21 protein-coding genes are annotated in these 25209 nt (G+C 63.7%); 7 read left to right on the top strand and 14 right to left on the bottom strand.

Features of this window, described 5'->3' with window-relative positions; translation table 11 throughout:
• The first annotated feature begins 7 nt into the window (after window positions 1-7).
• Window positions 8-631 carry an SCP2 sterol-binding domain-containing protein gene (locus H6979_11150; protein ID MCP5140406.1) on the top strand — a complete coding sequence of 208 codons (624 nt, stop codon included), beginning with the start codon at window positions 8-10 and terminating at the stop codon, window positions 629-631.
• The gene (gene ubiB, locus H6979_11145; GenBank protein ID MCP5140405.1) at window positions 628-2262 is read left to right on the top strand and encodes a ubiquinone biosynthesis regulatory protein kinase UbiB; all 1635 of its coding nucleotides are present in this window, start codon (window positions 628-630) and stop codon (window positions 2260-2262) included. The genes H6979_11150 and ubiB overlap by 4 nt, the downstream gene beginning before the upstream one ends.
• Window positions 2263-2298: 36 nt before the next feature.
• Here ubiB and H6979_11140 read toward each other — a convergent pair whose 3' ends face one another.
• From H6979_11140 to H6979_11105, 8 genes are all read right to left on the bottom strand, one after another.
• Window positions 2299-3090: a tryptophan synthase subunit alpha gene (locus H6979_11140; protein ID MCP5140404.1), complete on the bottom strand. Its 792-nt coding sequence runs from the start codon at window positions 3088-3090 to the stop codon at window positions 2299-2301.
• A complete protein-coding gene (trpB, locus tag H6979_11135; protein ID MCP5140403.1) occupies window positions 3083-4357 on the bottom strand; it encodes a tryptophan synthase subunit beta in 1275 nt (424 codons plus the stop codon). The genes H6979_11140 and trpB overlap by 8 nt, the downstream gene beginning before the upstream one ends.
• The gene (locus tag H6979_11130; protein ID MCP5140402.1) at window positions 4341-4967 is read right to left on the bottom strand and encodes a phosphoribosylanthranilate isomerase; all 627 of its coding nucleotides are present in this window, start codon (window positions 4965-4967) and stop codon (window positions 4341-4343) included. The genes trpB and H6979_11130 overlap by 17 nt, the downstream gene beginning before the upstream one ends.
• The gene (locus tag H6979_11125) at window positions 4964-5827 is read right to left on the bottom strand and encodes an indole-3-glycerol-phosphate synthase (GenBank protein ID MCP5140401.1); all 864 of its coding nucleotides are present in this window, start codon (window positions 5825-5827) and stop codon (window positions 4964-4966) included. Before H6979_11125 ends, H6979_11130 begins: the two co-directional genes overlap by 4 nt.
• Before the next feature lie 8 nt (window positions 5828-5835).
• Window positions 5836-6870 carry an anthranilate phosphoribosyltransferase gene (gene trpD / locus H6979_11120; protein MCP5140400.1) on the bottom strand — a complete coding sequence of 345 codons (1035 nt, stop codon included), beginning with the start codon at window positions 6868-6870 and terminating at the stop codon, window positions 5836-5838.
• The gene (locus tag H6979_11115) at window positions 6867-7454 is read right to left on the bottom strand and encodes an aminodeoxychorismate/anthranilate synthase component II (GenBank protein MCP5140399.1); all 588 of its coding nucleotides are present in this window, start codon (window positions 7452-7454) and stop codon (window positions 6867-6869) included. Before H6979_11115 ends, trpD begins: the two co-directional genes overlap by 4 nt.
• A 5-nt stretch (window positions 7455-7459) precedes the next feature.
• The gene (locus H6979_11110) at window positions 7460-8851 is read right to left on the bottom strand and encodes an anthranilate synthase component I family protein (GenBank protein MCP5140398.1); all 1392 of its coding nucleotides are present in this window, start codon (window positions 8849-8851) and stop codon (window positions 7460-7462) included.
• Window positions 8852-9067: 216 nt separating this feature from the next.
• The gene (locus tag H6979_11105; GenBank protein ID MCP5140397.1) at window positions 9068-10846 is read right to left on the bottom strand and encodes an SLC13 family permease; all 1779 of its coding nucleotides are present in this window, start codon (window positions 10844-10846) and stop codon (window positions 9068-9070) included.
• Window positions 10847-11004: 158 nt separating this feature from the next.
• Here H6979_11105 and H6979_11100 point away from each other — a divergent pair, with 158 nt between their 5' ends.
• The 3 genes from H6979_11100 to H6979_11090 all read left to right on the top strand — a co-directional run bounded on the left by H6979_11100 (window position 11005) and on the right by H6979_11090 (window position 15568).
• Window positions 11005-13824, top strand: a complete 2820-nt coding sequence (locus H6979_11100) for a phosphoenolpyruvate carboxylase (protein MCP5140396.1) — start codon at window positions 11005-11007, stop codon at window positions 13822-13824.
• Window positions 13825-13871: 47 nt separating this feature from the next.
• Entirely contained in the window at window positions 13872-14804 is a 933-nt protein-coding gene (locus H6979_11095) for a D-2-hydroxyacid dehydrogenase (GenBank protein MCP5140395.1), read from the top strand.
• A gap of 62 nt (window positions 14805-14866) precedes the next feature.
• Window positions 14867-15568: a hypothetical protein gene (locus H6979_11090; protein MCP5140394.1), complete on the top strand. Its 702-nt coding sequence runs from the start codon at window positions 14867-14869 to the stop codon at window positions 15566-15568.
• Here H6979_11090 and htpX read toward each other — a convergent pair.
• Window positions 15563-16441, bottom strand: coding sequence for a protease HtpX (htpX, locus tag H6979_11085; protein ID MCP5140393.1), 879 nt, complete (start codon window positions 16439-16441; stop codon window positions 15563-15565). The genes H6979_11090 and htpX overlap by 6 nt on opposite strands.
• Window positions 16442-16560: 119 nt before the next feature.
• Here htpX and lpxL point away from each other — a divergent pair, with 119 nt between their 5' ends.
• Window positions 16561-17496, top strand: a complete 936-nt coding sequence (gene lpxL / locus H6979_11080) for an LpxL/LpxP family Kdo(2)-lipid IV(A) lauroyl/palmitoleoyl acyltransferase (protein ID MCP5140392.1) — start codon at window positions 16561-16563, stop codon at window positions 17494-17496.
• Here lpxL and H6979_11075 read toward each other — a convergent pair.
• The gene (locus tag H6979_11075) at window positions 17487-18224 is read right to left on the bottom strand and encodes a 3-deoxy-D-manno-octulosonic acid kinase (GenBank protein ID MCP5140391.1); all 738 of its coding nucleotides are present in this window, start codon (window positions 18222-18224) and stop codon (window positions 17487-17489) included. The genes lpxL and H6979_11075 overlap by 10 nt on opposite strands.
• A 5-nt stretch (window positions 18225-18229) precedes the next feature.
• Here H6979_11075 and H6979_11070 point away from each other — a divergent pair, with 5 nt between their 5' ends.
• Complete coding sequence (locus H6979_11070; GenBank protein MCP5140390.1) at window positions 18230-19339, top strand: glycosyltransferase family 9 protein; 1110 nt, start codon at window positions 18230-18232, stop codon at window positions 19337-19339.
• A gap of 48 nt (window positions 19340-19387) precedes the next feature.
• Here the strand turns inward: H6979_11070 and H6979_11065 are convergent, their stop codons facing one another.
• The 4 genes from H6979_11065 to H6979_11050 all read right to left on the bottom strand — a co-directional run bounded on the left by H6979_11065 (window position 19388) and on the right by H6979_11050 (window position 25206).
• Window positions 19388-20350, bottom strand: coding sequence for a polyhydroxybutyrate depolymerase (locus H6979_11065; protein MCP5140389.1), 963 nt, complete (start codon window positions 20348-20350; stop codon window positions 19388-19390).
• Between the two features lie 19 nt (window positions 20351-20369).
• Complete coding sequence (locus H6979_11060; protein MCP5140388.1) at window positions 20370-22727, bottom strand: TonB-dependent receptor; 2358 nt, start codon at window positions 22725-22727, stop codon at window positions 20370-20372.
• A 62-nt stretch (window positions 22728-22789) separates the two neighbouring features.
• Window positions 22790-23986, bottom strand: coding sequence for a hydrolase (locus tag H6979_11055; GenBank protein MCP5140387.1), 1197 nt, complete (start codon window positions 23984-23986; stop codon window positions 22790-22792).
• Between the two features lie 47 nt (window positions 23987-24033).
• On the bottom strand, window positions 24034-25206 hold the full coding sequence (locus H6979_11050; protein MCP5140386.1) for an MFS transporter: 1173 nt from the start codon (window positions 25204-25206) through the stop codon (window positions 24034-24036).
• Window positions 25207-25209: the final 3 nt, after the last annotated feature.

Genomic DNA, 25209 nt, shown 5'->3' with positions numbered 1-25209 from the left:
CAAGCACATGGACCGCTTCTCATCACTGGCTCTCCGGCCGCTCGAAGACCTGATCAACCACGGCATCGCAAAGGCGCCCGGGGCGCAGGCGGCAGCTGCAGCACTCGATGACAAGTCGCTCGATGTGCGCATCGATGGGACACCGGTCGCGCTGCGCATGGTGGTCGTGGGCGGGGTCGTTCAGCTAAGTCAGCTGGGCAGGGACGCCGAAGCCCCTGCCGCCAGTGCTGGTCTGTCGGGTCCGCCCATTACGATGCTGCGACTGATGAGCGGCGATCCGCAAACGCTGATCCGTGCCGGCGATATCAATATCTCGGGCTCGGCGGATGTGGCCGACCGCTTCCGCGAGCTGCTGCACCTGGCGAAGCCGGATATCGAGACCGAACTGGCGCGGATTTTCGGCCAGTCTGCGGCGCATCAGCTCGGCAGCTTCGCGCGCGGACTCGGCGATTTCAGCGCACGCGCCGGAGAGAAACTGGCGCAGCGCATGAGTGAATATCTCACCGTCGAGAAACGCAGCGTGCTGACACAGGCCGAACTGGAAAGCTTCCTGGAGGCCGTGGACACACTGGCCAACGATGTCGAGCGCGCCGCCGCACGGGTCGAACGACTGCGGAACAGCGAGGCATGACCCGCCTCCAGCTGCTGCGCCGTCTGGTGTCGATCCAGCGGGTACTGGTCAAATACGGCCTCGACGAACTGATCGGCAGCAGCCATCTGCTGCGCCCGGCGCGCCTGTTGTTCCGCCTTTCGCCTTCAGGCTGGCGCGGCCCGCAGCTGGATCAGCCGCGTGGCGTGCGTATCCGTCTCGCCATCGAAGAGCTCGGCCCGATTTTCGTGAAATTCGGCCAGTCGCTGTCGACACGGCAGGACTTGCTGCCGCCCGATATCGGCCGCGAACTGACCCGGCTTCAGGACGAGGTACCGCCATTTCCCGCCGAACAGGCACTGGCGGAGGTCGAGCGCAGCTTCGGACAGCCGGCCAGCCAGCTGTTCGCGAGCTTCGCCCATGACCCGCTCGCCGCGGCATCGATCGCCCAGGTCCACGCTGCACGCCTGCACAGCGGTGAGGATGTGGTAGTCAAGATCCTGCGCCCCAATGTGCACGAACTGGTGCGCCGTGATCTCGATGTGATGTATGCGCTCGCCAGGCTTGCAGAACGCTGGTGGCCCGAATCCCGGCGCTTGCGTCCGGTGGGCATCGTCGCCGAATACGAAAAAACCATCCTCAACGAGCTGGATTTGCTGCGTGAGGCCGCCAACGCAACCCAGCTGCGGCGCAACTGGCTCGGCTCACCGCTGATCTACGTCCCGCAGGTCTATTTCGACTATTGCCGCAAGTCAGTGATGGTCATGGAACGCATACACGGCATTCCGATCGATGACATGGATGCGTTGAAAGCAGCCGGCGTAAACATTCCGCGACTCGCCGCCAACGGCGTGGAGATCTTTTTCACGCAGGTATTTCGCGACAATTTTTTTCACGCCGACATGCATCCCGGAAATATTTTTGTGGACGCCACCAATCCGGAGTACCCGCGCTACGCCGCCGTGGACTTCGGCATCGTTGGCAGTCTGAGCGAACGCGACAGCCGCTATCTGGCCGGCAACTTCATGGCTTTTTTCGAACGCGACTACTACCGCGTCGCCAAGCTGCATGTGGATTCAGGCTGGGTACCCGCCGGCACCCGCGTCGATGAACTCGAAGCTGCTGTGCGCACCGTCTGCGAGCCGATCTTCAGCAAGCCGCTGAAGGACATTTCTTTTGGCCATGTGTTGCTGCAGCTGCTCAGCATCGCGCAGCGCTTCGACATGGTGGTGCAGACGCAGCTTATCCTGCTGCAGAAGACACTGGTCCAGGTGGAAGGGCTCGGGCGGGTGCTCTACCCCGATCTCGATATCTGGCAGACCGGCAAGCCGGTGCTCAAGGCCTGGATGCGCGACCAGACCGGGCCGCGGGCGACTTTGCGCCGGCTGCGGCGAGACTGGCCTGATCTGCGCTATGCGCTGGAGAAACTGCCGCTGGTGGCCCGCAAGCTCGTGGATGCGGAACTGGAGCGCGAGGTGACCGGACCGGCCAGCCAGGCCGAGAGCGAGATTGAGCCTGCCGTGGCCCTATCGCGTTATCTGGTCGGGGTTGGCGGCACGCTTGTCATCGCAGCAGTGCTCTGGCTGGGACTCGAAACGGAGCCCCGCTGGGTCGCCTGGGCTGGCGGAGCTGCTGGATTGTTAAGTCTTTGGTTTGGAAGGCCAAAAATATAAATACTGTCAATACAGTGTATATATTAGACCAGCCATTCAAGTGGTTTTTGGGCGCAGCGCGCGCAGGAAGGCCACCGGATCTCCCCCGCTCTCCAGTTGCTCGACCAGGGCTGAGCCGACAATCACCCCGTCGGCATGCGGAGCCAAGCCCCGGACTTGTTCCGCGCGCCGCACGCCGAAACCGGCACAGACCGGCAGGCTGCTCAAGCTTCTGACCTGATCCAGGTAGCTACCGACGCTCGCAGGCAGCTCCTTGCCACTGCCGGTAATCCCGGTGGTGGTGACGGCGTAGACAAAACCACGACTCGCCGCGCACAGCAGCTTGAGGCGTTCAGGAGGCGTGGCCGGCGTCACCAGCTGGATCAGCGCCAGCCCCCGGGCCTCCAGGGCCGCCCTGAAATCAGCACTTTCCTCGATCGGCAGGTCCGGGACGATGAAACCGCAAACGCCGGCCGGGACTGCCGCTGCGGCCAGCTGCTCATAACCGAAGCTCAGCAGCGGATTCAGGTAGCTCATCAGCACCAGCGGTGCGTCGAAGGGCGCGGCCTTTCGCAGTTCATCGAGTATCCAGCGCAGGCTGACGCCGGCAGCGATCGCCGCGTGGCTCGCTCGCTGGATGGTCACGCCATCGGCCATCGGATCGCTGAACGGCACACCTACTTCCACCACATCGGCTTCCTTTGCGATCGCGCGCAGCGTGGCGATGAACTGGTCCTTCTGCGGATAGCCCGCCGTGATGTACGGGACAAGCGCCGTGCGACCTGCCGCAGTCGAACAGCGGATTGCCGCGCTGATGCGCTCATGCGCCGGCAGGGGTTGCTCAGACATTGCCGGCCTCCGCGAGGATTTTCTTCGCACCACCGAAGACCTGCGACAGGGTCGGCATGTCCTTGTCGCCACGGCCCGACATGCCGATCAGGATCTTCTTGCCGGGATTGGCGTACGCCCAGCGTTTGCCGCCCGCCAGCGCATGCGACGATTCGATGGCCGGCAGAATGCCCTCGCTGGCACAGCACTCGCGCAAGGCATCGAGCGCCTCATCATCGGTCGCACTGGTGTAGGTCACGCGACCGATCGCCTGCAGCAGCGCGTGCTCCGGGCCAACACCCGGATAGTCGAGCCCGGCCGAGACCGAGTGCGTCTCCTGTACCTGACCATCCGGATCCTGCAACAGCAGCGAATAGGTGCCATGCAAGACGCCGGGACGGCCGGTGGCCAGCGTGGCTGCATTGTCGCCGAGCTTGTTGCTGCGCCCACCCGCCTCGACGCCGATCAATGCAACCGAAGCATCGCCGATCAGCGGATGGAACAAACCAATCGCGTTCGAGCCGCCCCCCACGCAGGCAAAAACGGCATCAGGCAAGCCACCGGTATGCTCGATGAACTGCGCACGCGCTTCGCGGCCGATCACGGCCTGCAGTTCGCGCACGAGCAGCGGATAGGGATGCGGGCCGAGCGCCGAGCCCAGCAGGTAATAACTGCCGGCCGGATCGGCAACCCAGTCGCGGAAGGCCTCGTCGATCGCCGCGCGCAAAGTCTGGTCACCGGTCTTCACCGGCACGACTTCGGCGCCGAACTGCACCATGCGTTCGACATTCGGCGCCTGGCGCAGCACATCGACCGCACCCATATAGACGATGCAGGGAATGCCGACCCGCGCACAGGCAGCGGCTGTCGCCACACCGTGCTGGCCCGCACCGGTCTCGGCAATCACACGCTTCGCACCGAGACGACGCGCAAGCAGCGCCTGGCCAAGCGCATTGTTGATCTTGTGCGCGCCGGTATGGGCCAGATCCTCGCGCTTGAAATACACCTCCGCGCCCCAGCGCTTGCTGAGCGTCGGCGCATGACTCAGCGCAGTCGGCCGGCCCACCCAGCTCTTGAGTTCGGCGACCAGCTCGTCCTGAAAAGCCGGGTCATGCAGGTAACGTTGCACGCCATCGGTGAGCCGCTCGAGCGCAGGCACCAGGGTTTCCGGCGCATATCGGCCGCCGAAGGGGCCGAAGCGGCCGCGCGCATCGGGCAACTCGCCCGCCACAAGACGCCGGAGCAGCTCTGCACGCTCTGCCGGTGCCATTTCAACGCTTGGCATCATTACTCTCCGCTTCCCGTACTGCCGCCATGAAGGCTGCGATGCGGCCTGGGTCTTTCACACCACGGCGCGATTCCACGCCACTGCTTACATCCACGCCATACGGTCGCACGGTGGCGATCGCGGCGCCTACGTTTTCCGGTGTCAGCCCACCGGCCAGCACCAGATGGCGGTCCACCCCCATGCCCGTGACCAGTTGCGCGGCGCGCCGCCAGTCGGCCCGCAAACCCTGTCCGCTTTCAGCTGCCTCGAAGAGCAGCTGCTCTTCGTGTCCCAATACCGTGACGTCCAGATCCGCCGTATCGCGAAATACCGGCAGACGGCTGATGCCCTCGGGAATATCGAGGCGCGAAAAATCGTCCGCATCGGTCTGCAACCAGTCAGGCGCGAACTCCTCGGCCACCTGCCGCCACTCGTCTTGCGTCGGGTGTCTCATCACCGCGACGCGAATGATCGCCGGCGACACATCCCGACACAGCTGCGCCGCACGCCTGGGCGTGACCTGACGCGGCGACTCGGCGAAGACGAAGCCGATCGCGTCAGCACCCGCCTGAATGGCCTCGCTGACCGCACGCGGCGTGGACAGACCGCAGATCTTGACGAAGACCCTCATCGCGCGCGCGCCTCGAAGGCCGAAGCCCGGCCGGCCCGCAACAGCTCCGCGACGAACGCCGCTGGATCCGGCGCACGCATCAGCGCAGTACCGACCAACGCGACGCCATAACCAAGTCCGGCGACGCGCGCTGCCTGGCTGGCCGATTCGACACCACTCTCCGCAACGCGCGGGATGTCGGCGGGCAAACGCGGCGCCAGTGCGGCAAAGCGTCCGAAGTCGACCTTGAGGCTGCGCAGGTCGCGGCAATTCACGCCGAGCAGCGAACGGCAGCGGTCATCGACGACTGCCGGGCCCGCCGCGCGGATGGCCGCCACGCTGCGATCGAGATCAGCGGCATCGAAGATTTCGACCAGCGCGAACAGGCCCAGGCGGTGCGTGTAGCGGAGCATGTCCTGCAGACGCGCGTCGTTCAGCATCGCCGCAATCAGCAGCACGCCGCTGGCACCGGCCGCGCGCGCTTCGAGGACCTGATAGGGCGAGACCAGAAAATCCTTGCGCATGGCCGGTACCGGCGCGGCTGCCGATGCCACCTCGTGCAGGTGTGCAAGCTCGCCGTCGAAGGCCTCCGGCTCGGTCAGCACAGACAGCGCCGCTGCACCACCCTGCGCGTAGTTTCGGGCCTGGTCGGTGATGCGCAGGGCGCGGCGGGCCAGCGCGCCCGCAGAAGGTGAGCGTCGCTTGAGCTCGGCGATGACATCGAAGCCCTGCGAGGAGAGTTTCAGTGGCGGTGGCGCCGGCAGCGTACGCACGCGCGCCTCAAGGATCAGCGCCGGGCAGCGTTCCATGGCGGTGACTGCGCGCAGCGTGCTGCTCACGGCCATGCGCCCGAGAAAAGATCTTCCTGCCCGCTTCTTCATGTGCGCCTTCATGCTGCGGGCGGCCGCCAGGCACGCAGCCGGGCCAGCAGGCTGGCGCCGGCGCCGCCGTCCAGCGCACGTTGCGCAGCTTCGATCCCGCGGCGCAGACCACGTGCACGACCAACCAGGTCCAGCACCAGGCCCGCGCCGAGCACCAGCGCATCACGATGCGGACCCCGATCTTTGCCGAGCAGTACGGCTTCGATCGCCCGGGCATTGGCAGCGGCATCGCCGCCAGCAAGATCGGCCGCCGTGCAGCGGGAAATACCATAGTGAGCCGGATCGCGACGGCCCCTGCGCACGAGACCGGGGCGCACATCGAAAACCACGAACGGCCCCACCGGCGTCGCTTCATCCCAACCGGGCTCGCCGTGCACGACCAGTGCGCGCCGGATTGGCATTCCGGACAAGGCATCAGCCAGCAGGCGGGCAGTCGGCAGGTCGCAGGCACCGATCAGGCCAAAGGGCGGTGCAGCCGGATTGCTGAGCGGCCCGAGCAAATTGAAGACTGTCCGTATACCCAGCGCGCGACGTACCGGCGCAATCGCTTTCATCGCCGGATGAAAGTTCGGCGCGAAAAGAAAGCTGAACTGCGCGGCATCAAACAGCGCCCGGGCATCAGCCGGTGTCTGCGGCAGACGGATACCCAGTGCTTCGAGTACGTCCGCGCTGCCGGACTGCGATGAAACCGAGCGGTTACCGTGCTTGACTATGGGCACTCCTGCTGCGGCCGCCACCAGCGCGGAGCCGGTAGACAGGTTCAGACTGCCCGAAGCATCACCGCCGGTACCGACCACATCCGCCGCAACAGCCGACCCGAGTTCAAAGCGACAAGCGAGTTCACGCATCGCCGTTGCCAGGCCACGCAGTTCGGTGGCCGTCTCGCCCTTCATTCGCAGCGCCACCAGCAAGGCAGCGGCCACTGCCGGCGGCAATTGCTCATCGGTGAGCGTGTGCATGAGCAACGCAGCCTCGGCTTCACCGAGATCCTGCCCGGCAAGCAGTTGCTCGAGAGTGGCGGTAACCGCCTGTACAGGACTCACGGCCGGCCAGCCGTCATGGCGAGAAAATTGCCGAGCAGCCGGTTGCCTTCGGGCGTCAGCACGCTTTCCGGATGGAACTGCACGCCTTCGACCGGAAGCTGCCGGTGCCGCACGCCCATGATCTCGCCACGTTCGCTGCGCGCGGTGATCTCCAGCACTGCCGGCATGGTCTGTTCCTCGGCAGCCAGCGAATGATAACGACCGGCCTGAAACGGGTTGCTCAGTCCGGCATAGACGCCGGCACCATCGTGCCCGATCATCGAGGTCTTGCCGTGCATGAGCCGTGGCGCGGAGATGATCCGCCCGCCGAAATGCTGCACCAGCGACTGATGGCCCAGGCACACGCCCAGTATCGGCACCCGCTGCTCGAAGGCTGCCAGCATCGCCAGAGATACGCCGGCGTCATCGGGCCGGCCGGGACCCGGGGAAATGCACAAGTGACTGGGCTTCAGCTCCAGCGCCTGCGCCACGCTGATCTCATCGTTGCGGTACACGAACACATCGGCACCGAGCACGAGAAAGGCCTGCACCAGGTTATAGGTGAAGGAATCATAGTTATCGACGAGCAACAGCCTCGGCTGCATGGTACTCACAGACCTTCCTCCGCCATCGTCAGCGCATCGCGCAGGATGGCGCTCTTGGCCAGCACCTCGTTGTACTCGCTTTCAGGAACGCTGTCGGCCACGATGCCGGCGCCGGCCTGATAGCTGTACGTATTGCCACGGAACACCAGGGTGCGTATCGCTATCGCCTGGTCCATGTCGCCGTTGCTCGCGAAATAGCCAACCGTTCCGGCGTAAATGCCACGGCGTACCGGCTCCAGCTCATCGATGAGTTCCATGGCCCGTACCTTCGGCGCACCGACCAGCGTGCCGGCCGGAAACGCGGCGGCGAAAAGGTCGAAAGCGTCGCGCCCTTTTGCAATCTCTCCCTGCACACCGCTGACGATATGCATCACGTGGCTGTAACGTTCGATGCTCCGATAAGGCTCCACGTGCACAGTGCCCGCCGCCGCTACCCGGCCCAGGTCATTGCGCGCGAGATCGACGAGCATCACATGCTCCGCGTTCTCCTTTTCGTCGGCGAGCAGGGACTGCTCGTGCGCAACATCCTGCTCCGGCGTCGCACCGCGCGGGCGCGTACCCGCGATCGGGCGCAGCGATGCATGCCCGCGACGCAATTTGACCAGCGCCTCGGGTGAAGAACCGGCTACCTGGATATCGCCCAGGTCGACGAAGAACATGTATGGCGAGGGATTCAGCAAGCGCAGTGCTCGATAGGCCTCGAAGGGCGAGATGCTGTGCGTGCCGGTGAACTGTACGGACAGCACCAGCTGATAGACATCACCCCGGGTAATCGATTCCTTGCTGGCCTCGACTGCCCGAATGAACTGCTCACGCGAGATGCTCTGCCCGGATGCACTCTGCTTGCCGGCAGCAGGTGCCACCGGCAGTGCGCCACGCAGCAGCCGGATGACCTCTGCACGCAACGCCAGCCGCTCAGCCTCACTGCCTGCATGGAGCAAGGCGATCCGGCGCGTCAGATGATCGAAAACCAGCAATGATTCCGCGGCGAGATAGGCGGCTTCCGGCCCCTGCGGATTGTCCGGATGCACCGGTCCATTGGGCAGACGCTCGAAATAACGCACGAGGTCATAGGCGCCGACGCCTACCAGGCCGCCGCTGAACGGCAGGTCGGGCAGTACCGGATTCAGCTGCGGCGTACGGGCCAGCGTGGCCCGCAGGGCATCCAGCAGTTCTTCGCGGCTGGCAGGCCGATGGAGACGCTCTGTTCCGGCGCGCAGCCCGTCGGTATCGAGCCGGAATTCAAGCGCAGCGCCGAAACCGAGAAAGGAATAACGCGCCAGATGCACGCCACCCTCGACGCTCTCCAGCAGGTAGCGCGGTTTGAGCGGCGCCAGCTTGAGCCAGGTCGATACCGGCGTATCCAGGTCGGCAGCGATATCAAATGGTGATTGCATGAAGCTTCTTCAGGTCGCAGAAAACAAAAAACCCACCCCGCTTCCGCGATGGTGGGTCACAGGCAGCTCGGGTTACAACGGGCTAGGCCATGCCCCTCCTCGCGGAGAGATGGACGTGACGCCACCACCAGCCCGGAATCTGATCAACCCTGCTCATGGGTGCGAGTATCCATGTGGGCTTTGGCAGCCGTCAAGGGCGGACGGCGGCTGTCGTCCCTACAGGCCATACCAGGCCGGCAGCAGGAAGCTGAAGGTCAGCCACATCAGGACCGTCAGCGGCACCCCCACCCGCACGAAATCGGCAAACTTGTAGCCACCGGCGCTCATGATCAGCAGATTACCCTGATAACCGATCGGCGTGGCATAACTCATGTTGGCGGCAAAAATGGCCGCCACCACGAAGGGCTCAGCCGGTGCGCCGAGTTGCCCGGCCATGCTCATGGCGATGGGCACACCAATGACAGCCACGGTATTGTTGGTCACGACATTGGTGGCCACGATCAGCAGCAGCATCAGTCCGCTCAGGATGACCGGCACCGACATTCCGCCGAAGCCGGCCACGAAGAGCCGGGCGATGTAATCGATGCCACCGGTCACGGTCAGCGCATCGCCCAGCGACAGGCTGGCAGTTACCAGCAGGATCAGCGGCATGCTGAGCGCAGGCCCGAGGTCGCGCCAGCGCAGGCAGCGGGTCACCAGCATCGCTGCCACACCGACCAGTGCCGACAGGGACATTGGCAGCAGGCCGCCGGCAGCAACCAGCACGACCATCAGCAGAATCACGAGCGCCCATGGCGCCCGGTCAGTATGTGGCAGGTCGATGGTGCCATCGAGCACGAGGATGGAGCCGCTGCGGCGCAGTTCGGTAATCGCATCACGCGCGCCTTGCACCAGCAGCACATCGCCGGCCTGCAGGCGGATATTGCTCAGGTCCTCGCTGAGGTCTGTGCCCGACATCGAACGATGTATGGCCAGCGGCACCAGGTTGTAGAGCTTGCTGAAATGCGCTGCGTTCAGCGTCCGGTTGTGCAGCGGAGAACTGCGCGAAATCACCGCCTCCGCCAGCTGCTGTCCTTCTTCGTCGAGCGGCACGCTGTCGCTCACCGCCCGGCCGATATCGCTGGCGTTGTACAGGGTGGCACCGAGCAGCCGCTCGTATTCCTTCAGGTTGTCTGCCGTATCTCTCACATACAGCCTGTCACCCGCCTGCAGCTGTACGGATGGCTGCTTGACCGGCAGCAGACCTTCGCCGCGGCTGATGCGGTCGATGCGCATGCGGTCTTCAGTGCGCTTGCGCGCCTCGGCGACAGTACGGCCCACCGCAAACCCGCCAGCATGGATATGCAGCACGGCGTTGAACAGCCGTGGCGAACTGTCAGACAACAGCGGCTTGCGCACCGGCAGCAGACGCGGGGCGATCAGCCACAGGTACAGAAGACCAACCATTCCACCGACAGCCGCCGGGACGAAGAAATCAAACATGCCGATCGACAAACCAGCTTTGTTCGCGATACCGACGGCGAGAATATTCGTGCCCGAACCGATGGTGGTCGTCATGCCACCGATCAGGACCGCCATGCCCATCGGCAGCAGCACATTCGACGGCGCCTTGCCTGCGCGGAGCGAACAGGCCACGAGTACCGGAATCAGCATGACGATTTGCGGGGTATCGTTGATGAAGCCACTGGTTGCCCAGGCGGTGAGCAGCGTGACGAAAAGGGCGAAACGCGGCCGCTGTATCCAGGTGCGCGCAAGTACGGTGACAACCGGCTGCATGGCGCCGGTGCGGTCGAGCCCCTGCCCCAGCACCATCAGCGCACAGACCGTGACCAGGCCCTCATGACCGAAGTTGGCAAAAATGTTCGCCGGTCTGAAATCGTGGTACGGAAAGACATAAAAGAGCAGGGCGAGCGTCAGCAGCACCCACAAGCTGGTCGCTTCGGCGCGGATATGCTCGCGCGAGAAGAGGTACAGGGCCGCACAGGTGAGGCCCATCACGACAAAGGCATGCAGATCCGGCAGAGTCGGCAAGGGCTGGTCCCCTGTTCTCGTATATACCGCCTGATTCGCGGCCAGATCGTATAGCACGGCGTATTGCGGACCGGCAATTCGGGCTGCGCATATGCGCCGCACGCCCGGGAATAAGTGCCTGCATGGCGCTTTCAGAGCCCGGTATCTGCGAAAATGCCGCAGTCGGACCGGCCAACAAGGGCGCCCAAGTGACCTCTGAAATACCGCAGCCAGCCGCGACCACTACCGAGAAGCGCGAGGATATCCTGTTCCTGGCCAAGGACGCGGGCCTGCGCCAGGACGTCCATGATCTGGGTGTGATTGTCGGCCAGCTGCTGGAGGAGCAGGGCGGCAGCGAGTTGCTGGCCCGCCTCGAACAGACGCGCCGGGCAGCAATCGATGCCCGCGAAGGCGATCCGGAAGCCGCGCAGCGGCTCGCCTCTCTGCTGGGCGCGCTGTCGGCAACCGAGGCAGAAACCTTCATCCGCGCCTTCTCAACCTACTTCCAGGCGGTCAACAGCGCCGAACTGGTACACCGGATACGGCGCCGACGCGCCTATCTCCGCGAAGGCAAGCACCGTCAGCCGGGTGGCTTCGAAGACACCCTCTTCGACCTGCGCGACATGGGCGTCACCCTCGCCGAGATCGGCGCCGTCCTGGCTGATCTGAAATTCGAGCCGGTACTCACCGCTCATCCAACCGAACCGACCCGTCGCACCATCCTGCGCCGGCAGAACGACATCGTGCGGCGGCTCATCGACATGCAGAATCCGTCGCTGTCACCGCGCGAGATCGCCGCTGATCTCGAAAACATCCGCAACGACATCACCGTCATCTGGCAAACCGACGAACATCCGCCAGGCGTGCGCACTGTCGCCGACGAGCTTGAACATGTGCTGTTTTTTCTCACCGAGACCATCTATCGGGTCATCCCGGTGCTCTATGAAAACATCGAGACGGCGCTGGAAACCGTCTGGGGCCCGGAAGCGCACGCGATAAAGCTGCCGGTGATGGTGCGGCTGGCTTCATGGATTGGCGGCGACATGGTCGGCCGCAACGAGATCACCGCCCGGACCATCCGCGAACTGATCGGCCGGCAGCGTTCGCTGGTACTCGACCTCTATCACCGCGAATGCCGGGAGCTGACCGAAAAGCTCAGCCAGAGCAGAACCCGCATCGGCGTATCTGCCGAAATCGAAGAACGTATTCACCTGTACTCGGGACACTTCCCGAACGCCCTGAGCATGACACCGGTACGCCACCGGGACATGCGCTACCGGGTCATGCTGCGCCTCATGATGGCGCGACTGCAGTCGACTTTTTCAGACGGACTTTTCCCCTACGACTCGTCTGAAGAACTTGCCGGCGACCTGCGCCTGATCATCGACAGCCTGACCCGACACGGCGGACAGCATGCCGGGCTGTTCGCAGTGCGTCGCCTGCTGCGGCGGGTGGAGTCCTTCGGATTTCATTTCATGACGCTGGATATCCGTCAGGAAGCCGGCGTCAACCGCAGAATCATCGGCCGCTGCCTCGACGAAGCGGGCTGGCTGGAACAGACCGCGGAATACCGGACGGAGCGGCTGCGCCAGGCGCTGGCTGAAAACGAGTCTCCGCTCGTTGAATTCGACAACGAAGGCAAGCGCGCCATCGGCGTCTTCCAGACCATCGCCTTCTGTCGGCGGCGCTTTGGCGAGAAGTCGATCGGCCCGTACATCGTCAGCATGGCAGAAGGCGTCGACGACGTGCTGTCGGTGCTGCTGCTGGCGCAATGGAGCGAGAGCCTGAGGCGCAGCGATACCATCGCCCTGGATATCGCACCGGCCTTCGAGACCATCAGCGGTCTGGGCAATGTCGCCACACTGATGAACCAGCTCTATGCGGAGCCCGGCTACCGCGAACATCTGGCCGCCCGCGGACGTCACCAGATCGTCATGCTCGGCGTATCCGACAGCAACGTGGATGCGGACCTCGTGTCAGCGCGCTGGGCCTTGCTCAAGGCGCAGCGGGAATTGCTGACAGCCGCCGAAGCCAAAGACATCGAACTCACCATGTTCCATGGCCGCGGCGGTGCGCTCGGTGCCGGCGGCGGCAAGGCGCATGCCGATATCCTGAGCGCACCACCGGGTACGGTGCAGGGCGGCGTGCGCGCCATCGAGCAGGGTGAACTGGTGGCCAACAAGTACGGGGTGCGCGCCATTGCACTGCGCACGCTGGACCAGGCGCTCGCGGCAGTCACGCGCAGCAAGCTGCGGCCAACCGAGCCGCGCGCCGGCGAGAAGCCGGAATGGGAATCCGTACTCGAGGTCATCGTTGCGGGAGCGCGAAGTCATTATCAGGCGCTGGTTCTGGACTCACCGGGATTTTCGGACTACTACCGGCTGGCAACACCGGCTGATGTCATCGAGCGCATGCGTCGCGGCAGCGGCCCTGAATCGGGTCTCTCGGACGGCCTGCTGGCTGCGGCCGGCACCGCACCCTGGGTTTTTGCCTGGACACAGAGTCGCAACATACTTCCCGGCTGGTACGGCTTCGGTTACGGGCTTGAGCGCGCACTGGAACAGTTTGGCGACGCGCCCCTGCATGAGATGCTCGCCGGCTGGTACTTCTTCCGCACTCTGGTATCGGATGTGGAAACCGCCCTGGCCAAGAGCGACCTCAGCATCGCGAGCCATTACTCCTCGCTCGGCGGCGAGCTCCATGAGCGCTTCTTTCCGCGCATCAAAAACGAATTCCTGCGCAGCGCCGCGAACGTGCTGCGCGTCAAGCAGCAGCAGGTCCTGCTGGAGAATGACAATACGCTGCGCCGCTCGATACGGCTGCGAAACCCCTACGTTGACCCCATGAGCCTGCTGCAAATCGATTTGCTGCGGCGCTGGCGACAGACCAATGATGATGTGCTCTTCAACGCACTGACGGCGAGCGTGAACGGCATCGCGCGGGGCCTGCAGGACTCCGGGTGAAAGCCGTCTTCCCGGATTTCGACTCCCTCGGCCCGACCGATCTGGACATGTCGGGGCTGCGAGCTGCGCTGCCGGAGATCAAACTGTATGCCAGCAGCAGGCCCGACGAAGTGGCCGGGAGGATTGCCGGCTGCGAAATCCTGATCGTCAACAAGGTCCATCTCGATCGCGAACTGCTGACCGCGAATCCCTCCCTGCGGCTGGTCTGCCTGGCTGCGACCGGCAGCGACAATATCGACCTGACCGCGGCCCGCGAACTTGGCATCACGGTATGCAACATCCGCAACTACTGCACCGGGTCGGTCGTACAGCATGTATTTGGCATGCTGCTCAGCCTGAATCTGCACCTCGACGAATACCGGCGGCTGTTGGCAACGGGAGCCTGGCAGAGCAGCCGGCACTTCTGTCTGCTCGACTATCCGTCCCGGGAACTGGCCGGGTTGAACTTCGGTATTGTCGGTTATGGGCAGCTTGGGCGCGCCGTGGCCCGCGTGGCACGGGCCTTCGGGATGCGCGTTCTGGTCAGCCACTCCCTGCGGCCGGGTGCGGATGCTCGCAGCCAGACAGCCGACGACCCCCCAACAGAGCGGATCGACTTGTTCAGGTTATTGGCGAGCAGCGATGTGCTTTCACTGCACTGTCCGCTGACGCCGGCCACCCGGCACCTGATCAACGCAGAGACACTGCAGTTGATGCGCGCAGACGCGGTGCTCATCAATACCGCCCGGGGCGCACTCGTCGACGAACTCGCGCTGCTGGCGGCACTGCGCGACGGCCGCCTGGGTGGTGCGGGTATCGATGTACTGCCGGAAGAGCCACCGGCAAGCGGAAATCCGCTGCTCGATGTCCGCTTGCCTAACCTGCTCGTTACACCGCACATCGCCTGGGCCGCGCGCGAAGCCAGGCAACGGGCGCTGGATGAAGTGGTGGCAAATATCCGTGCCTTCCTGTCTGGCGAAAGCCGCAACACGCTGGCCTGAATTGACGGGCTCCCGTCTGGCGATCAGGTAGGCTGCAACAAACCGCCACCAGGATGTCCGATATGCTGTCCGGCCTCTTTCTCTGCTATGCAGTCATTCACCTGATTATCTGGCTGTGGGGCTGGCGGCTCTGGTCGCAGACCGGTCGGCCGCGCGTGCTGCTCATCGTACTGATCGCCTCGACGCTGCTTTTTTACGATAACTTCCGCATCGGCATCGGGCGATTCATCGGCCAGGGCGACCTGCTCTACGCGCTGAGCGTGCCGGCCTTTGCCTGGCACTGGTCGATGCTGCCGCTGCTGATCATCGCGGCCGGTGCGCTGGCGCGGCTGGCAGGGCTCCGCTGGGCGCAAAGCCGGCTGGTGATGGGCGCTTTCTGTGTGGCGGCGGTGCTGCTCAGCGCGCTGGATATCCCGAGCATCTTCAGCATGCAGCTCTACCCGGCCTGTCTGGCCGATACGCTGCGCTATTCGACGCGCGTCAGTGCCGCCCAGCTCTGCGCCGGATCAGACCTGGTCATCAGCTCGGGGCCGGGACCGCTGGTGGCAATCCTCACCAACGTCGTGGTCCTCGCGGTCGGCATCGCGCTCTGGATACAACGCGGATGGCCGTGGCTGACCGTGGGCGCGGGCCTGATGTTCATCGCCGCAGGCGCCTTTGCCAGTTCGGAATGGTCGCTGCCGATCGCCAACTTCGGCGAGATCTGCTTCACCTTCGGCTACATCATCAGCTGCGCGCACTTCGCGCGGAAAAATCGCCTATAGCGCAGCCGACTTCAGCGCGGCGATCCGTACCGGCAACGGCGGATGGGTCATGAACAGCGCACCGAAACGGGCCGCGCCACCGGAGATGCCAAAGGCCTGCATGCCTTCAGGCAACGGAGCAGGCGAACTCGCCTGCTGCAAGCGCTCCAGGGCGGCAACCATGTTGCCGCGACCGGCGAGGTGGGCACCGCCTGCATCGGCACGAAATTCACGCTGACGCGAGAACCAGGCGACGATGATGCTGGCCAGCAGGCCCAGCACCAGCTGCGCAACGATCACCGTGATGAAAAAGCCGGGGCCGTTGCCGCGCTCACTGCGGAATACCACCTGATCGACGAAGCGTCCGATCAGCCGGGACAGGAAAATCACAAAGGTGTTCACCACCCCCTGGATCAGGGTAAGCGTCACCATGTCGCCATTGGCGACATGCGAAATCTCGTGGCCGAGCACGGCTTCGACCTCATTGCGCTGCATGCGCTGCAGAAGCCCGGTGCTGACCGCGACGAGCGCCGCATCCCGGCGTGCACCGGTGGCGAAGGCATTGGGCTGCGGAGAATCGAAGATCGCCACCTCAGGCATGCCGATACCGGCTTTCTGCGCCAGCTGACGAACCGTTGCGACCAGCCAGGCTTCTTCGGCATTGCGCGGCTCTTCGATGACTCTTGCGCCCACGCTTCGCTTTGCGATGAATTTCGACATCGCCAGCGAGATCAGCGAGCCGCCAAAGCCGAGGATCGCCGCGAACACCAGCAGCGCACCCGGATCCTGCCCGGAAGCCGCCATGTATTGATCGATACCGAGCAGCCGCATCGACACAGTCAACACCGCAAGGATCGCCATATTGGTGGCAAGGAACAGGATGATGCGTTTCACGGAAGGCCTCCACAGGGTCAGGTTTCCATTGTATGGGCATGCCGGGTCCGACTTTCAAGAGCCTCCGGGCTGGTCGCGAGCGCTGTTAGGATGTGCGGCGACGTAGCAGAAACCGCAGCATGAGCAAGCGATCCGGCGACACGATGCGGCCCCTCGCGGGGTTCTGGCAACCACGTTACTGGCCGATCTGGCTGGCACTGGCCGGCATGCGCCTGCTCGCCTTCTGCCCTTACCGGATGCAGCTTGCCGTGGGACGCAAGCTCGGCCGTCTCGCGGGTCTCATGCTCCGCAAGCGGCGACACATTGCGGCGGCAAACCTGTCGTTGTGTTTTCCCGAGCTCGATACAGCCGAACGAAATGCACTGCTGCGCCGCCATTTCGAGTCGCTGGGCATGACGCTGGTCGAACACGGGCTCGGCTGGTGGGCCAGCACCGCGACGGTTGAGCGGCTGGTGGAAGTGCGTGGCGCGGAGCATTTGCGACGGGCCATGGCCGGAGGTCGCGGTGTGGTGCTGGTTGCCGGGCACTTCGCCAGCCTCGAGATCACCGGGCGCGCCTTCAGCGCGATCTTCCCCTCCGTCGCCGCGCTCTACCGTAGCAGTCGCAATCCCTTTGTCGATGAAATACTCAAACGCCTGCGGCACAAATCGGTACCGCTGCTGATTCCAAAGCAGAACATGCGCGGCATGGTACGCGCACTGCGCCAGGGCATACCCGTCTGGTACGCGCCAGACCAGAGTTACCAGGGCGAGATGAGTGCGCTGCTGCCCTTCTGTGGCGAACCGGCCATGACCAATACTGCGCTAAGCAACATCGTGCGCATGGGCAAGGCGGCCGTGGCGCCACTGGTGGCCCGCCGCCTGCCCGATGGGCAGGGCTATGTACTGGAGATTTTCCCGGCACTCGATGATTTCCCCGGCGAGAGTCCCGAAGCCGACGCCCTGCGGGTGAATGCCCTGATCGAAGCGCAGATCCGCGAGATCCCCGAGCAGTATTACTGGATACACCGCCGCTTCAAGAACCGCCCGCCGCCCTTGCCGGATCCCTACCGCTGAGTGCCGGACATCGCCGCGTCATACCCCTCGACCAGCCAGTTCCATTCCCGAGCCGAGAATTTCCTGTTGTCCGCGCTCTTTGCACTGATCTTCAGCAACGAACGATGCAGACGCGCCAGATTCGATTGCTGCCAGCTGCGCGCCGCCGGGCGAATGCGACCACGGTCGAAGTCCAGCAGGAATATCCGCTCAGCCGTATCGATCTGCACATTGTGGGCGTTGAGATCTGCATGCCAGACCCCGGCGCGATGAAAGCGCGCGACGCACTCGCCGATCCGGGCCCATGTTTCTGTCGACACGCGCTCGTGCGCAAGCCGTGCGGCAAGCGACTCGACGTCCGGAAGACGCGTGGTGATCAGATCAGCCCGGTAAATGAGGCCTGAATGTCGGTAACGTGCAGCGACCGGCCGAGGCACAGGCAAAGCCATCTGTGTCAGACGCTCGAGCAGCAGCCATTCACGAAAGCACCGGGTCGTGGACTCGCCCAGCCAGAAGAACTGGTCGCTGATCAGCCGGCCGATGAGCCCGCCGCGGTAATAGTGGCGCAGTACACAGGGCTGGCCCGCGCAATCGATGAAATACGTGGCACCCCGTCCGCCTGAAGAACCGGGTATGCGCGATGACTGCGCCCGTGATGCCGGTTCAAACAATGCCGGCTCTGCGTGGCTGAGGACAGCATCATCGTATAGGATGACTTCCCCACCGTGTCGCGCGATTTTTCTGGACACTGTTGATGCCGTCCGGTCAGAAACCAATATCAGCGCCAGAGAGCATATGCGTCCTGCGCCTGTCTGCAATCGGTGACTGTTGCCACACGCTGCCGGTCGTCCGCACACTGCAGGCGCATTGGCCGACTACGCAAATCACATGGATCGTCGGGCGCACTGAATACGGTCTGCTGAAAGACGCAAGCGGCATCGAGTTTATCACCTTCGACAAGCGCGATTCCCGGGCCAGTATGCGGGAAATACGCCGGCAACTCGCCGGCCGTCACTTTCCCCTGCTCCTGCACATGCATGCCTCGATGCGCGCCAACCTGGTCAGCCGACTGGTGCGGGCCGACATCCGTCTGGGTTTTGACCGGGCACGGGCCCGCGACTGGCAATGGCTGTTCAGCAACCGGAAGATTGCCGCGCAACCCAACCAGCACGTGATGGACGGGCTGTTCGGCTTTGCCGAGCATCTGGGCATCCACGAGCGGGTGCTGCGCTGGGATTTCGCGCTCAGCGCTGCCGACCGGGAAATCGCCGAGGGGCTGCGTGCCGGCCCCCGGCCGATCTGCGTCATCAGTCCCTGCACCAGTCAGCGTTTTCGCAACTACCGCAACTGGCGGGTCGAGAACTATGTTGCCCTCGCCCGCCACCTGATCGACATCCAGGGTGCACAGATCGTGCTGACCGGTGGCCCGACCGAGACCGAGCAGAGTTACGGTACCGCGATCAGCACCGCGCTCGGCGACCAGCCCGAAGGCCGGGTCACAAACCTGGTCGGCAAGACGAATCTCAAGCAGCTGTTTGCCGTCCTGCAGATCGCTGATCTGCTCATCTGTCCGGATTCAGGACCAGCGCACATGGCGACAGCGGCCGGCACGCCGGTGGTCGGTCTTTACGCCACTTCCAACCGTCTTCGCACGGGCCCGTATTTCAGCCAGGAGCTGGTCGTCGATGCCTATCCGGAAGCCGTGCGCCGTGAATTCAACAAGGCGGTTGCCGAATTGCGCTGGGGCGAACGGGTACGCGACCCGGCCGCGATGGATCTCATCAAGGTCAATGCGGTGATCGCGATGTGTGATCAGGCGCTCGCCAATCCGCGCCGGCCGAGTGCGGTGATCGCGTCGACCTGAGAAAAGGTGCCAAGAAAAGGTGCCGGATTTATTTTCCCCGGAACCCGACTACCGGGACTTTCCGTGCGCGGCAAAAAACTCCCAGATCAGGTCAGTCGCATTCAGCGAAGTACTCGGCGTATCACCTCGACGTGAACCTTTCTGCCCGCCCGGCCAGGCATGGCCGTTGTCCTTGAGCAGATAGAGTTCGACGGCTTTGCCGCCCGGGCAGGAATACTGCCAGTGGATATAGGTGCCCTGATCCCGCCGCACCGGTTCCCGTGCACAGCCGTCTGTACTGGCCCAGTATGTACCCTGATCCAGTGCCGGCTTTGCAGGTGCGCCATCCCAGGAATCGCTGAAACGCCCGCCGGGCGGGCCGCCTGCATGGGGTACTGACTTGTCGAGCATGCCATTCAGCATGAGGGCTGATACCGGGTGGGCCGCCTTGCTCTCGTCGCCGAACACGGTGGCCACCACCGGTGCGATCGCTGCGAGCTGGTCGGAGAGTTCCCGCCCCAGCCGGTGCGTCATCATGCCGCCGTTGGACATGCCGGTTACAAAAATCCGCTTCGGGTCGATCGGATAGTCTTTGACGAGACGCGTGATCAACGCTCGCATGAAACCCACGTCATCGACCTGATGCTTCATCGCGTAGCCGCAGCAATGGCCGGCGTTCCAGGTCAGCAGCTTCTGCCTGAAGCGGCTGGTACCTTCGGGATAGACGACGATGAAGCCCTCGCGACGCGCCTTGTCGCTGAAGCCCGTCATGCGCTCGGCATTCTCTGCGTTGCCGCCACCGCCGTGCAGGACCAGTACCAGCGGTACGGCGCCCGCTCGCAGTACCGGCTCCGCCGGCAGACGAATCAGATAGTGCCGCTCGACCCCGGCATGCAGGAGGGTCTGTTGACCATGTGAATCGCCGGACGCGGGAGCGCTCGCCCATGCCGCTACCGTCAGCAGCCCGAAGAGAACAGGAAGGAGGATGGTGAGGTAAACGAGCCGCTGGCGCACGGCGCTGCAAGCAGCCACCGTGGCCAGCGGCACAGGTTCAGAAATTCACGCGTGCGCCCACGCCCCACCAGCGCGGCATGCCTGAAGCCACCTGGTTGAAGCCGAACAGGTTGGTGAAATCAAAAGTGTAAACCTTGTATTCCTCTTCGAACACGTTGTTGACGAAGGCATAAACCTCCCAGCCACCATCGCCGGTGGTGTACGAGGTACGCAGGTTGACGATCGTGTACCCGTCTTCTTTGGAGATCGGGTGGTTCTGGATGTCATACCAGATATTCTTCTGGTAGCTGCCCGACGCCTGCACCGCCACCGTGCCTTCCAGTGCGGGCCACTCGTAGCGCGCCAGTCCGCTGAGGCTGAAGTCAGGCGCGCCGACCATGTTCCGGTCGCGAACCGCGTCGCCGGTGACCGTCGGAATATCCTTGGCCGTCGCATCGAGTACGCCTGCGCCCAGCTGCAGGGTCAGGCCGTCCATGGGCCTGCTCTCGATCTCGAGTTCGGCGCCGTAGACTTCAGCGTCGGCGTTGAAGATCACCTGGTTCAGGATCAGCCACTGGAAAGTCTGGAAGTCCTTGTAGTCGTAGTAGAAGACCGAGGCATTGACCCGCGTGGTGCCGCCGAGAACGGTGGACTTCAGGCCCAGTTCGTAGGCGTCAAGCGTTTCCGACTTGAAGGGAATGGTCTCCAGCGGATTGTCGCCGAAGATCTGCGTGGTATCGAGAAAGCCGTTGTTGAAGCCGGCTGATTTCTTGCCCCGCGAATAGGAGCCGTAGAGCAGCAGGTCATCGTTGGCCTGCCAGTTCACCTGCAGGCGACCGGTGATGTAGTCGTCGCTCTGCTCGGCGAGACTGCCAACCGTCGACTTGTTGAAGAGGATCATGTAATCGGCAGCCGGGCGCCATGCGCTGATCGGCGTGGGCGAAGGATTGAAGCAGCCCTCCGCGGGCGGATCAGGCTCCGTGCTGCAGAATGCGGTGATACCGGAGTTGTCGATGTTCACGAAATCGAGTTCCTTGTCCTCGCTGGTCCATCGCAAACCGCCGATCACGGTCCAGTCCGGCGCAAAATCGTATTCGACCTGGCCGAACAGGTCCCAGGAGTCGGTATCCTGCGTATAGCGGGCATCCATATCCACGAAACCGATGGCGTCGGTGTTCAGTTGATAGTGGCCGTCGACCTGGTTGTTGAAATAGTAGACGCCGGCCAGCCACCGCATGCGCTCGGCTTCGCCGGCCACGCGGAGTTCCTGGCTGAAGGTATCTGTGTCAGCCTCGAAGGTGGGAGCGATAAACGAACGAATTGCCGCCGGGGGCGGTGGATCCATCGAATAAGGCGGCACCAGGAAGGGATTCATGTCGGAATCTTCTTCCTGCAGACGCTTGACGTTGGTGTAGGCGGTGATCGAAGTCACGTCGAGTCCGCCAACTTTCCAGTTGATGTTGGCCTGGAGGCCCTGGTTCTTTACCCGCACCTGGCCCGGCCGGTCGTAGTCGCCGGACCATGGGTCACCGTCGGTATCGACATAACCGAAGGCATCGCAGCCGGGGCAGGTGCCCCAGAAGTCCTCGTCTGCGGGCAGTGGCAGGCTGGTGTTGCCGTCAGGCGCAGGCTTGGTGGACTCATGCTGCCAGGCGCCGACTGCCGCGCTGTTCCGCGAGTAGTTTCCGCTCAGCAGGACACTGAGGTCGTCTGAAGGTTCGAACAGCAGCTGGGCACGACCCGCAATCGAGTCGGCGCCATTGAAGTCCTGCACGCCAGGCGTGCGGTTCTTCGTCCAGCCATCGTGGTGGTTGTAGCCGAGCGACAGGCGGCCCATCACGCCGTCGGCCAGCGGGCCGCCAACCGCACCCTCGGCCTTGATCTGGTCGTAATCGCCGTAGCTTGCGTCAGCATAGGCATCGAACACATCGCTCGGCCGCTTGGTGACGTAGTGGATCACGCCACCCGTGGAGTTGCGCCCGAACAGCGCGCCCTGCGGGCCGCGCAATACCTCGATGCGCTGGATATCGAAGAGCTGCAGCGCGAGACCGCCCATCGCCGGCTTGTAGACATCGTCTACATAGACTGCGACCGGATTTTCCTGGGCATCGGCGAAGTCATTGAGGCCGACACCGCGCAGGAAGAAATTGACCTGGCTGGAATCAGCCTGCGGCGTCGTATAGTTGAGATTGGGCGTCATCTGGGTGACGTCGACGGTGTTCTCGAAGCCCATGTTGCGAACCATTTCTTCGCTGAAGGCCGTGACCGAGATACCGACATCCTGCAGGTTCTGCTCACGCCGCTGGGCGGTTACCACCACCTCCTCGAGCGCTGCCTGGGCAACACCCCCGGTGAAAGCCGCCAGCACACCGAGTGCGGTGGCCAGCGATGGTGCAATGGATCGTTTTGTCGACATGGCATTCTCCCCCTGCAGGTCTTCAAAATGACGCTAACACTATGTAATCAGAGCTCAATTGTCTATTCGTCCAGCCACGGCGCCCACAGCCGCTGCTTCATCTGGTCCCAGGAGATCTCGTCATCACCGGCCGGCTGATAGCGGCAACCCGGATGCTCGACCGCCGGCTTTGTCCATGTGCCGCGGTCGACAAGACGCTGGATATTGGCACGGTAGATCTCATCCACCTCGGCATGGGACTTCGGCTCGTCCTTCAGCCAGAGATTCTTCGGGTGGATGGGTTTTTCATACATGCGACTGAAGAGCTCGGTACGCAAGTCCTTCAGCCAGTTGTTGTTGAGGCTCATGGCGCGGAACTGGCGCAGCGCCTCGATATCCACGGTCGCTGCAACCACGCTGTTGTTGGTCGAGGCGCTGTAGGACACAACCTGCCCGCGGTAGTCGACGATATGGGCGCTGCCGCCGGCGATATCCACCGGATGCTTCGAGGTCGCACCCAGGTAGACCGGACCCGCATTCGGGCAAAGCATGTACACCGAATTGAATTCCGCATGGCCCTGATTCTGGATCATCCAGGTGCCGCCACCGGGATAGCCGGCGGTAGTCATCGGCGTGGCCTCGCTGGGCCGATAGACCACTTCGGCACCGTTGAAAGTCAGCGCGCGGACCGCTTCAGGGTATTCGCCGTCGCTGCAGCAGATGGTACCGATGTTGCCGATGTCGTCGGTCTTCAGTACCGGATAGAAAGCCTCGATACCATCACCGTACAACTCGACCCACCGGTCGTAGACATCGTGCGGCACGCAGGAGCGTTCCCGGCACCAGATGTGGTTCTTGGCGGCCTTGTGCACCACCTTGCCGTTCGGACCAATGACGAACAGCGTGTTGAAGTAGCGGTCGGCCATGACTTCCGGCCAGCGCGCCTTGCACTGGCCGATGATGTAGGTGTTGTAGAGCTTCGCCAGCCGGCCCAGGTGTTCCGTTTCCTCACCGGGGATGTCGATGAACAGGTCACGGGCCGCCATCACGTGCGGCAGGTCGAAGATCTCGTCGGTAAATCCGGTCAGCGCACCTTCGGCGAGGGCGATGATCTTCACCGGCATGTTGATGTTGACCATCGAGACGGCCGCGTGGATGACCTCCTCGATGTTCTCGATGTTGTGCCGGATCTGCTTTCGTTCCGAGATGCCGTAGATGACGGTCGACAGACCGACGGCGAGATACGGGGCGACAGGTCGTGGCGCTTTCGCTTCAGGCACTGGCAAACAGCCTCATCGCTGCATCAGGATGGCCGGGCCGCAGGCCATCAGCCTGTGGCGCGAGCATCAATCTTAGCGCTGCGCCAGACGATAAACAGGAACATCAACGTGCTAAACAGGCAAAGCAGCGCTGCCATCGGCATGATCCGGCTGTAATCCCCGCCCTCCCGGATCAGCGTCGCGGCTAGCGCCGGGCCGAGCGCGCCGCCGAGGCCCTGCGCCGCTGTCATCGTGACCAGATAGCGGCCATGGATATCGAGCTTGGCGACCGCCCCCATCTGGTAAGACACGCCGACGATGAACAGCGCCTGGAAGAGCCCCGTGCTGACGAAGAACGCTGCTGCGCCGAAATCGCCGAGCACCGCGAACAGCGCCGCGGTCTGGCCGATGAACACGATCAGCAGGGGCAGATAGCGGCCGTACCTGTCGCTGGCCCAGGCAGCGGCGAGCGCGCCCACGATGGCCATCACCTGCGAGACGCCCAGCGCCAGCGCAATGGTCTGCGCCGGCAGGCCTCCGGCCTGGCCAACCCGCTCGACAAAAGCCCAGAAGCCGAACACGTTGATGAAAAACACGACACTGGCGGTGAGACCCATCCAGATCAGGCCGGTATGGCTCGCCTGCCGCACATCCCCTGTCGCAACCGCCGCGCGGACCCGCCCCGCGTGAGGGAATCGCGACAGGGTCGGCATCATCAGCAGCGATGCGCCAGCCAGCATGTAGTACATGGCACTGACGCCCCATCTCTGCACCAGCCAGGGGGCGGCCAGGAAACCGCCGAGCATCATCACGCCCTGCACGGCCTGCGCGAGGCCGAAGGCGCGATCCGGCTCGCGGTCATCACCGAGCGCCGCAACCGTTACGGCAAACACGCTGCCGCCGGCGAGCCCTGTCAGGCAACGCAAGACCAGCAGCGGGGGGTAATCCTGGATGTTTGCGCTGACGACGTTGAGCGCGGCATAGGCTGCGAAAGAGACAGTCAGCGCCTTTACCCAGGAAACCCGGCGTATCCAGGCGGCAGCGAGTATCGAGGCGAACACCAGGCCCAGACCTTCGAGTGCCGCGATATTGCCGGCCTGCTGTTCACTGAAACCATGGGTGTCGATCAGGCCACCGACGATCATCGGCATCAGGATGAGGGCTGCCGGACCGACCGGATAGAGCAGACAGGACAGCAGCATGCCGGAGGATCTCGCATCGGGAGCGTGACTTGCAGGCATGAG

This window comes from Chromatiales bacterium (genome assembly GCA_024234935.1).
Lineage (GTDB): Bacteria > Pseudomonadota > Gammaproteobacteria > Steroidobacterales.
The sequence above is the reverse complement of the archived record's forward strand: the minus strand, read 5'-3'. Positions and strand labels throughout refer to the sequence as shown.

Excerpts from the sequence above, each read along its gene's own strand:
- H6979_11150 (MCP5140406.1), top strand. The coding sequence starts at position 8 with ATGGACCGCTTCTCATCACTGGCTCTCCGGCCGCTCGAAGACCTGATC.
- ubiB (MCP5140405.1), top strand. The coding sequence starts at position 628 with ATGACCCGCCTCCAGCTGCTGCGCCGTCTGGTGTCGATCCAGCGGGTA.
- H6979_11140 (MCP5140404.1), bottom strand. The coding sequence starts at position 3,090 with ATGTCTGAGCAACCCCTGCCGGCGCATGAGCGCATCAGCGCGGCAATC.
- trpB (MCP5140403.1), bottom strand. The coding sequence starts at position 4,357 with ATGATGCCAAGCGTTGAAATGGCACCGGCAGAGCGTGCAGAGCTGCTC.
- H6979_11130 (MCP5140402.1), bottom strand. The coding sequence starts at position 4,967 with ATGAGGGTCTTCGTCAAGATCTGCGGTCTGTCCACGCCGCGTGCGGTC.
- H6979_11125 (MCP5140401.1), bottom strand. The coding sequence starts at position 5,827 with ATGAAGAAGCGGGCAGGAAGATCTTTTCTCGGGCGCATGGCCGTGAGC.
- H6979_11115 (MCP5140399.1), bottom strand. The coding sequence starts at position 7,454 with ATGCAGCCGAGGCTGTTGCTCGTCGATAACTATGATTCCTTCACCTAT.
- H6979_11110 (MCP5140398.1), bottom strand. The coding sequence starts at position 8,851 with ATGCAATCACCATTTGATATCGCTGCCGACCTGGATACGCCGGTATCG.
- H6979_11105 (MCP5140397.1), bottom strand. The coding sequence starts at position 10,846 with ATGGGCCTCACCTGTGCGGCCCTGTACCTCTTCTCGCGCGAGCATATC.
- H6979_11100 (MCP5140396.1), top strand. The coding sequence starts at position 11,005 with ATGGCGCTTTCAGAGCCCGGTATCTGCGAAAATGCCGCAGTCGGACCG.
- H6979_11095 (MCP5140395.1), top strand. The coding sequence starts at position 13,872 with ATGTCGGGGCTGCGAGCTGCGCTGCCGGAGATCAAACTGTATGCCAGC.
- H6979_11090 (MCP5140394.1), top strand. The coding sequence starts at position 14,867 with ATGCTGTCCGGCCTCTTTCTCTGCTATGCAGTCATTCACCTGATTATC.
- lpxL (MCP5140392.1), top strand. The coding sequence starts at position 16,561 with ATGAGCAAGCGATCCGGCGACACGATGCGGCCCCTCGCGGGGTTCTGG.
- H6979_11070 (MCP5140390.1), top strand. The coding sequence starts at position 18,230 with ATGCCGTCCGGTCAGAAACCAATATCAGCGCCAGAGAGCATATGCGTC.
- H6979_11060 (MCP5140388.1), bottom strand. The coding sequence starts at position 22,727 with ATGTCGACAAAACGATCCATTGCACCATCGCTGGCCACCGCACTCGGT.
- H6979_11050 (MCP5140386.1), bottom strand. The coding sequence starts at position 25,206 with ATGCCTGCAAGTCACGCTCCCGATGCGAGATCCTCCGGCATGCTGCTG.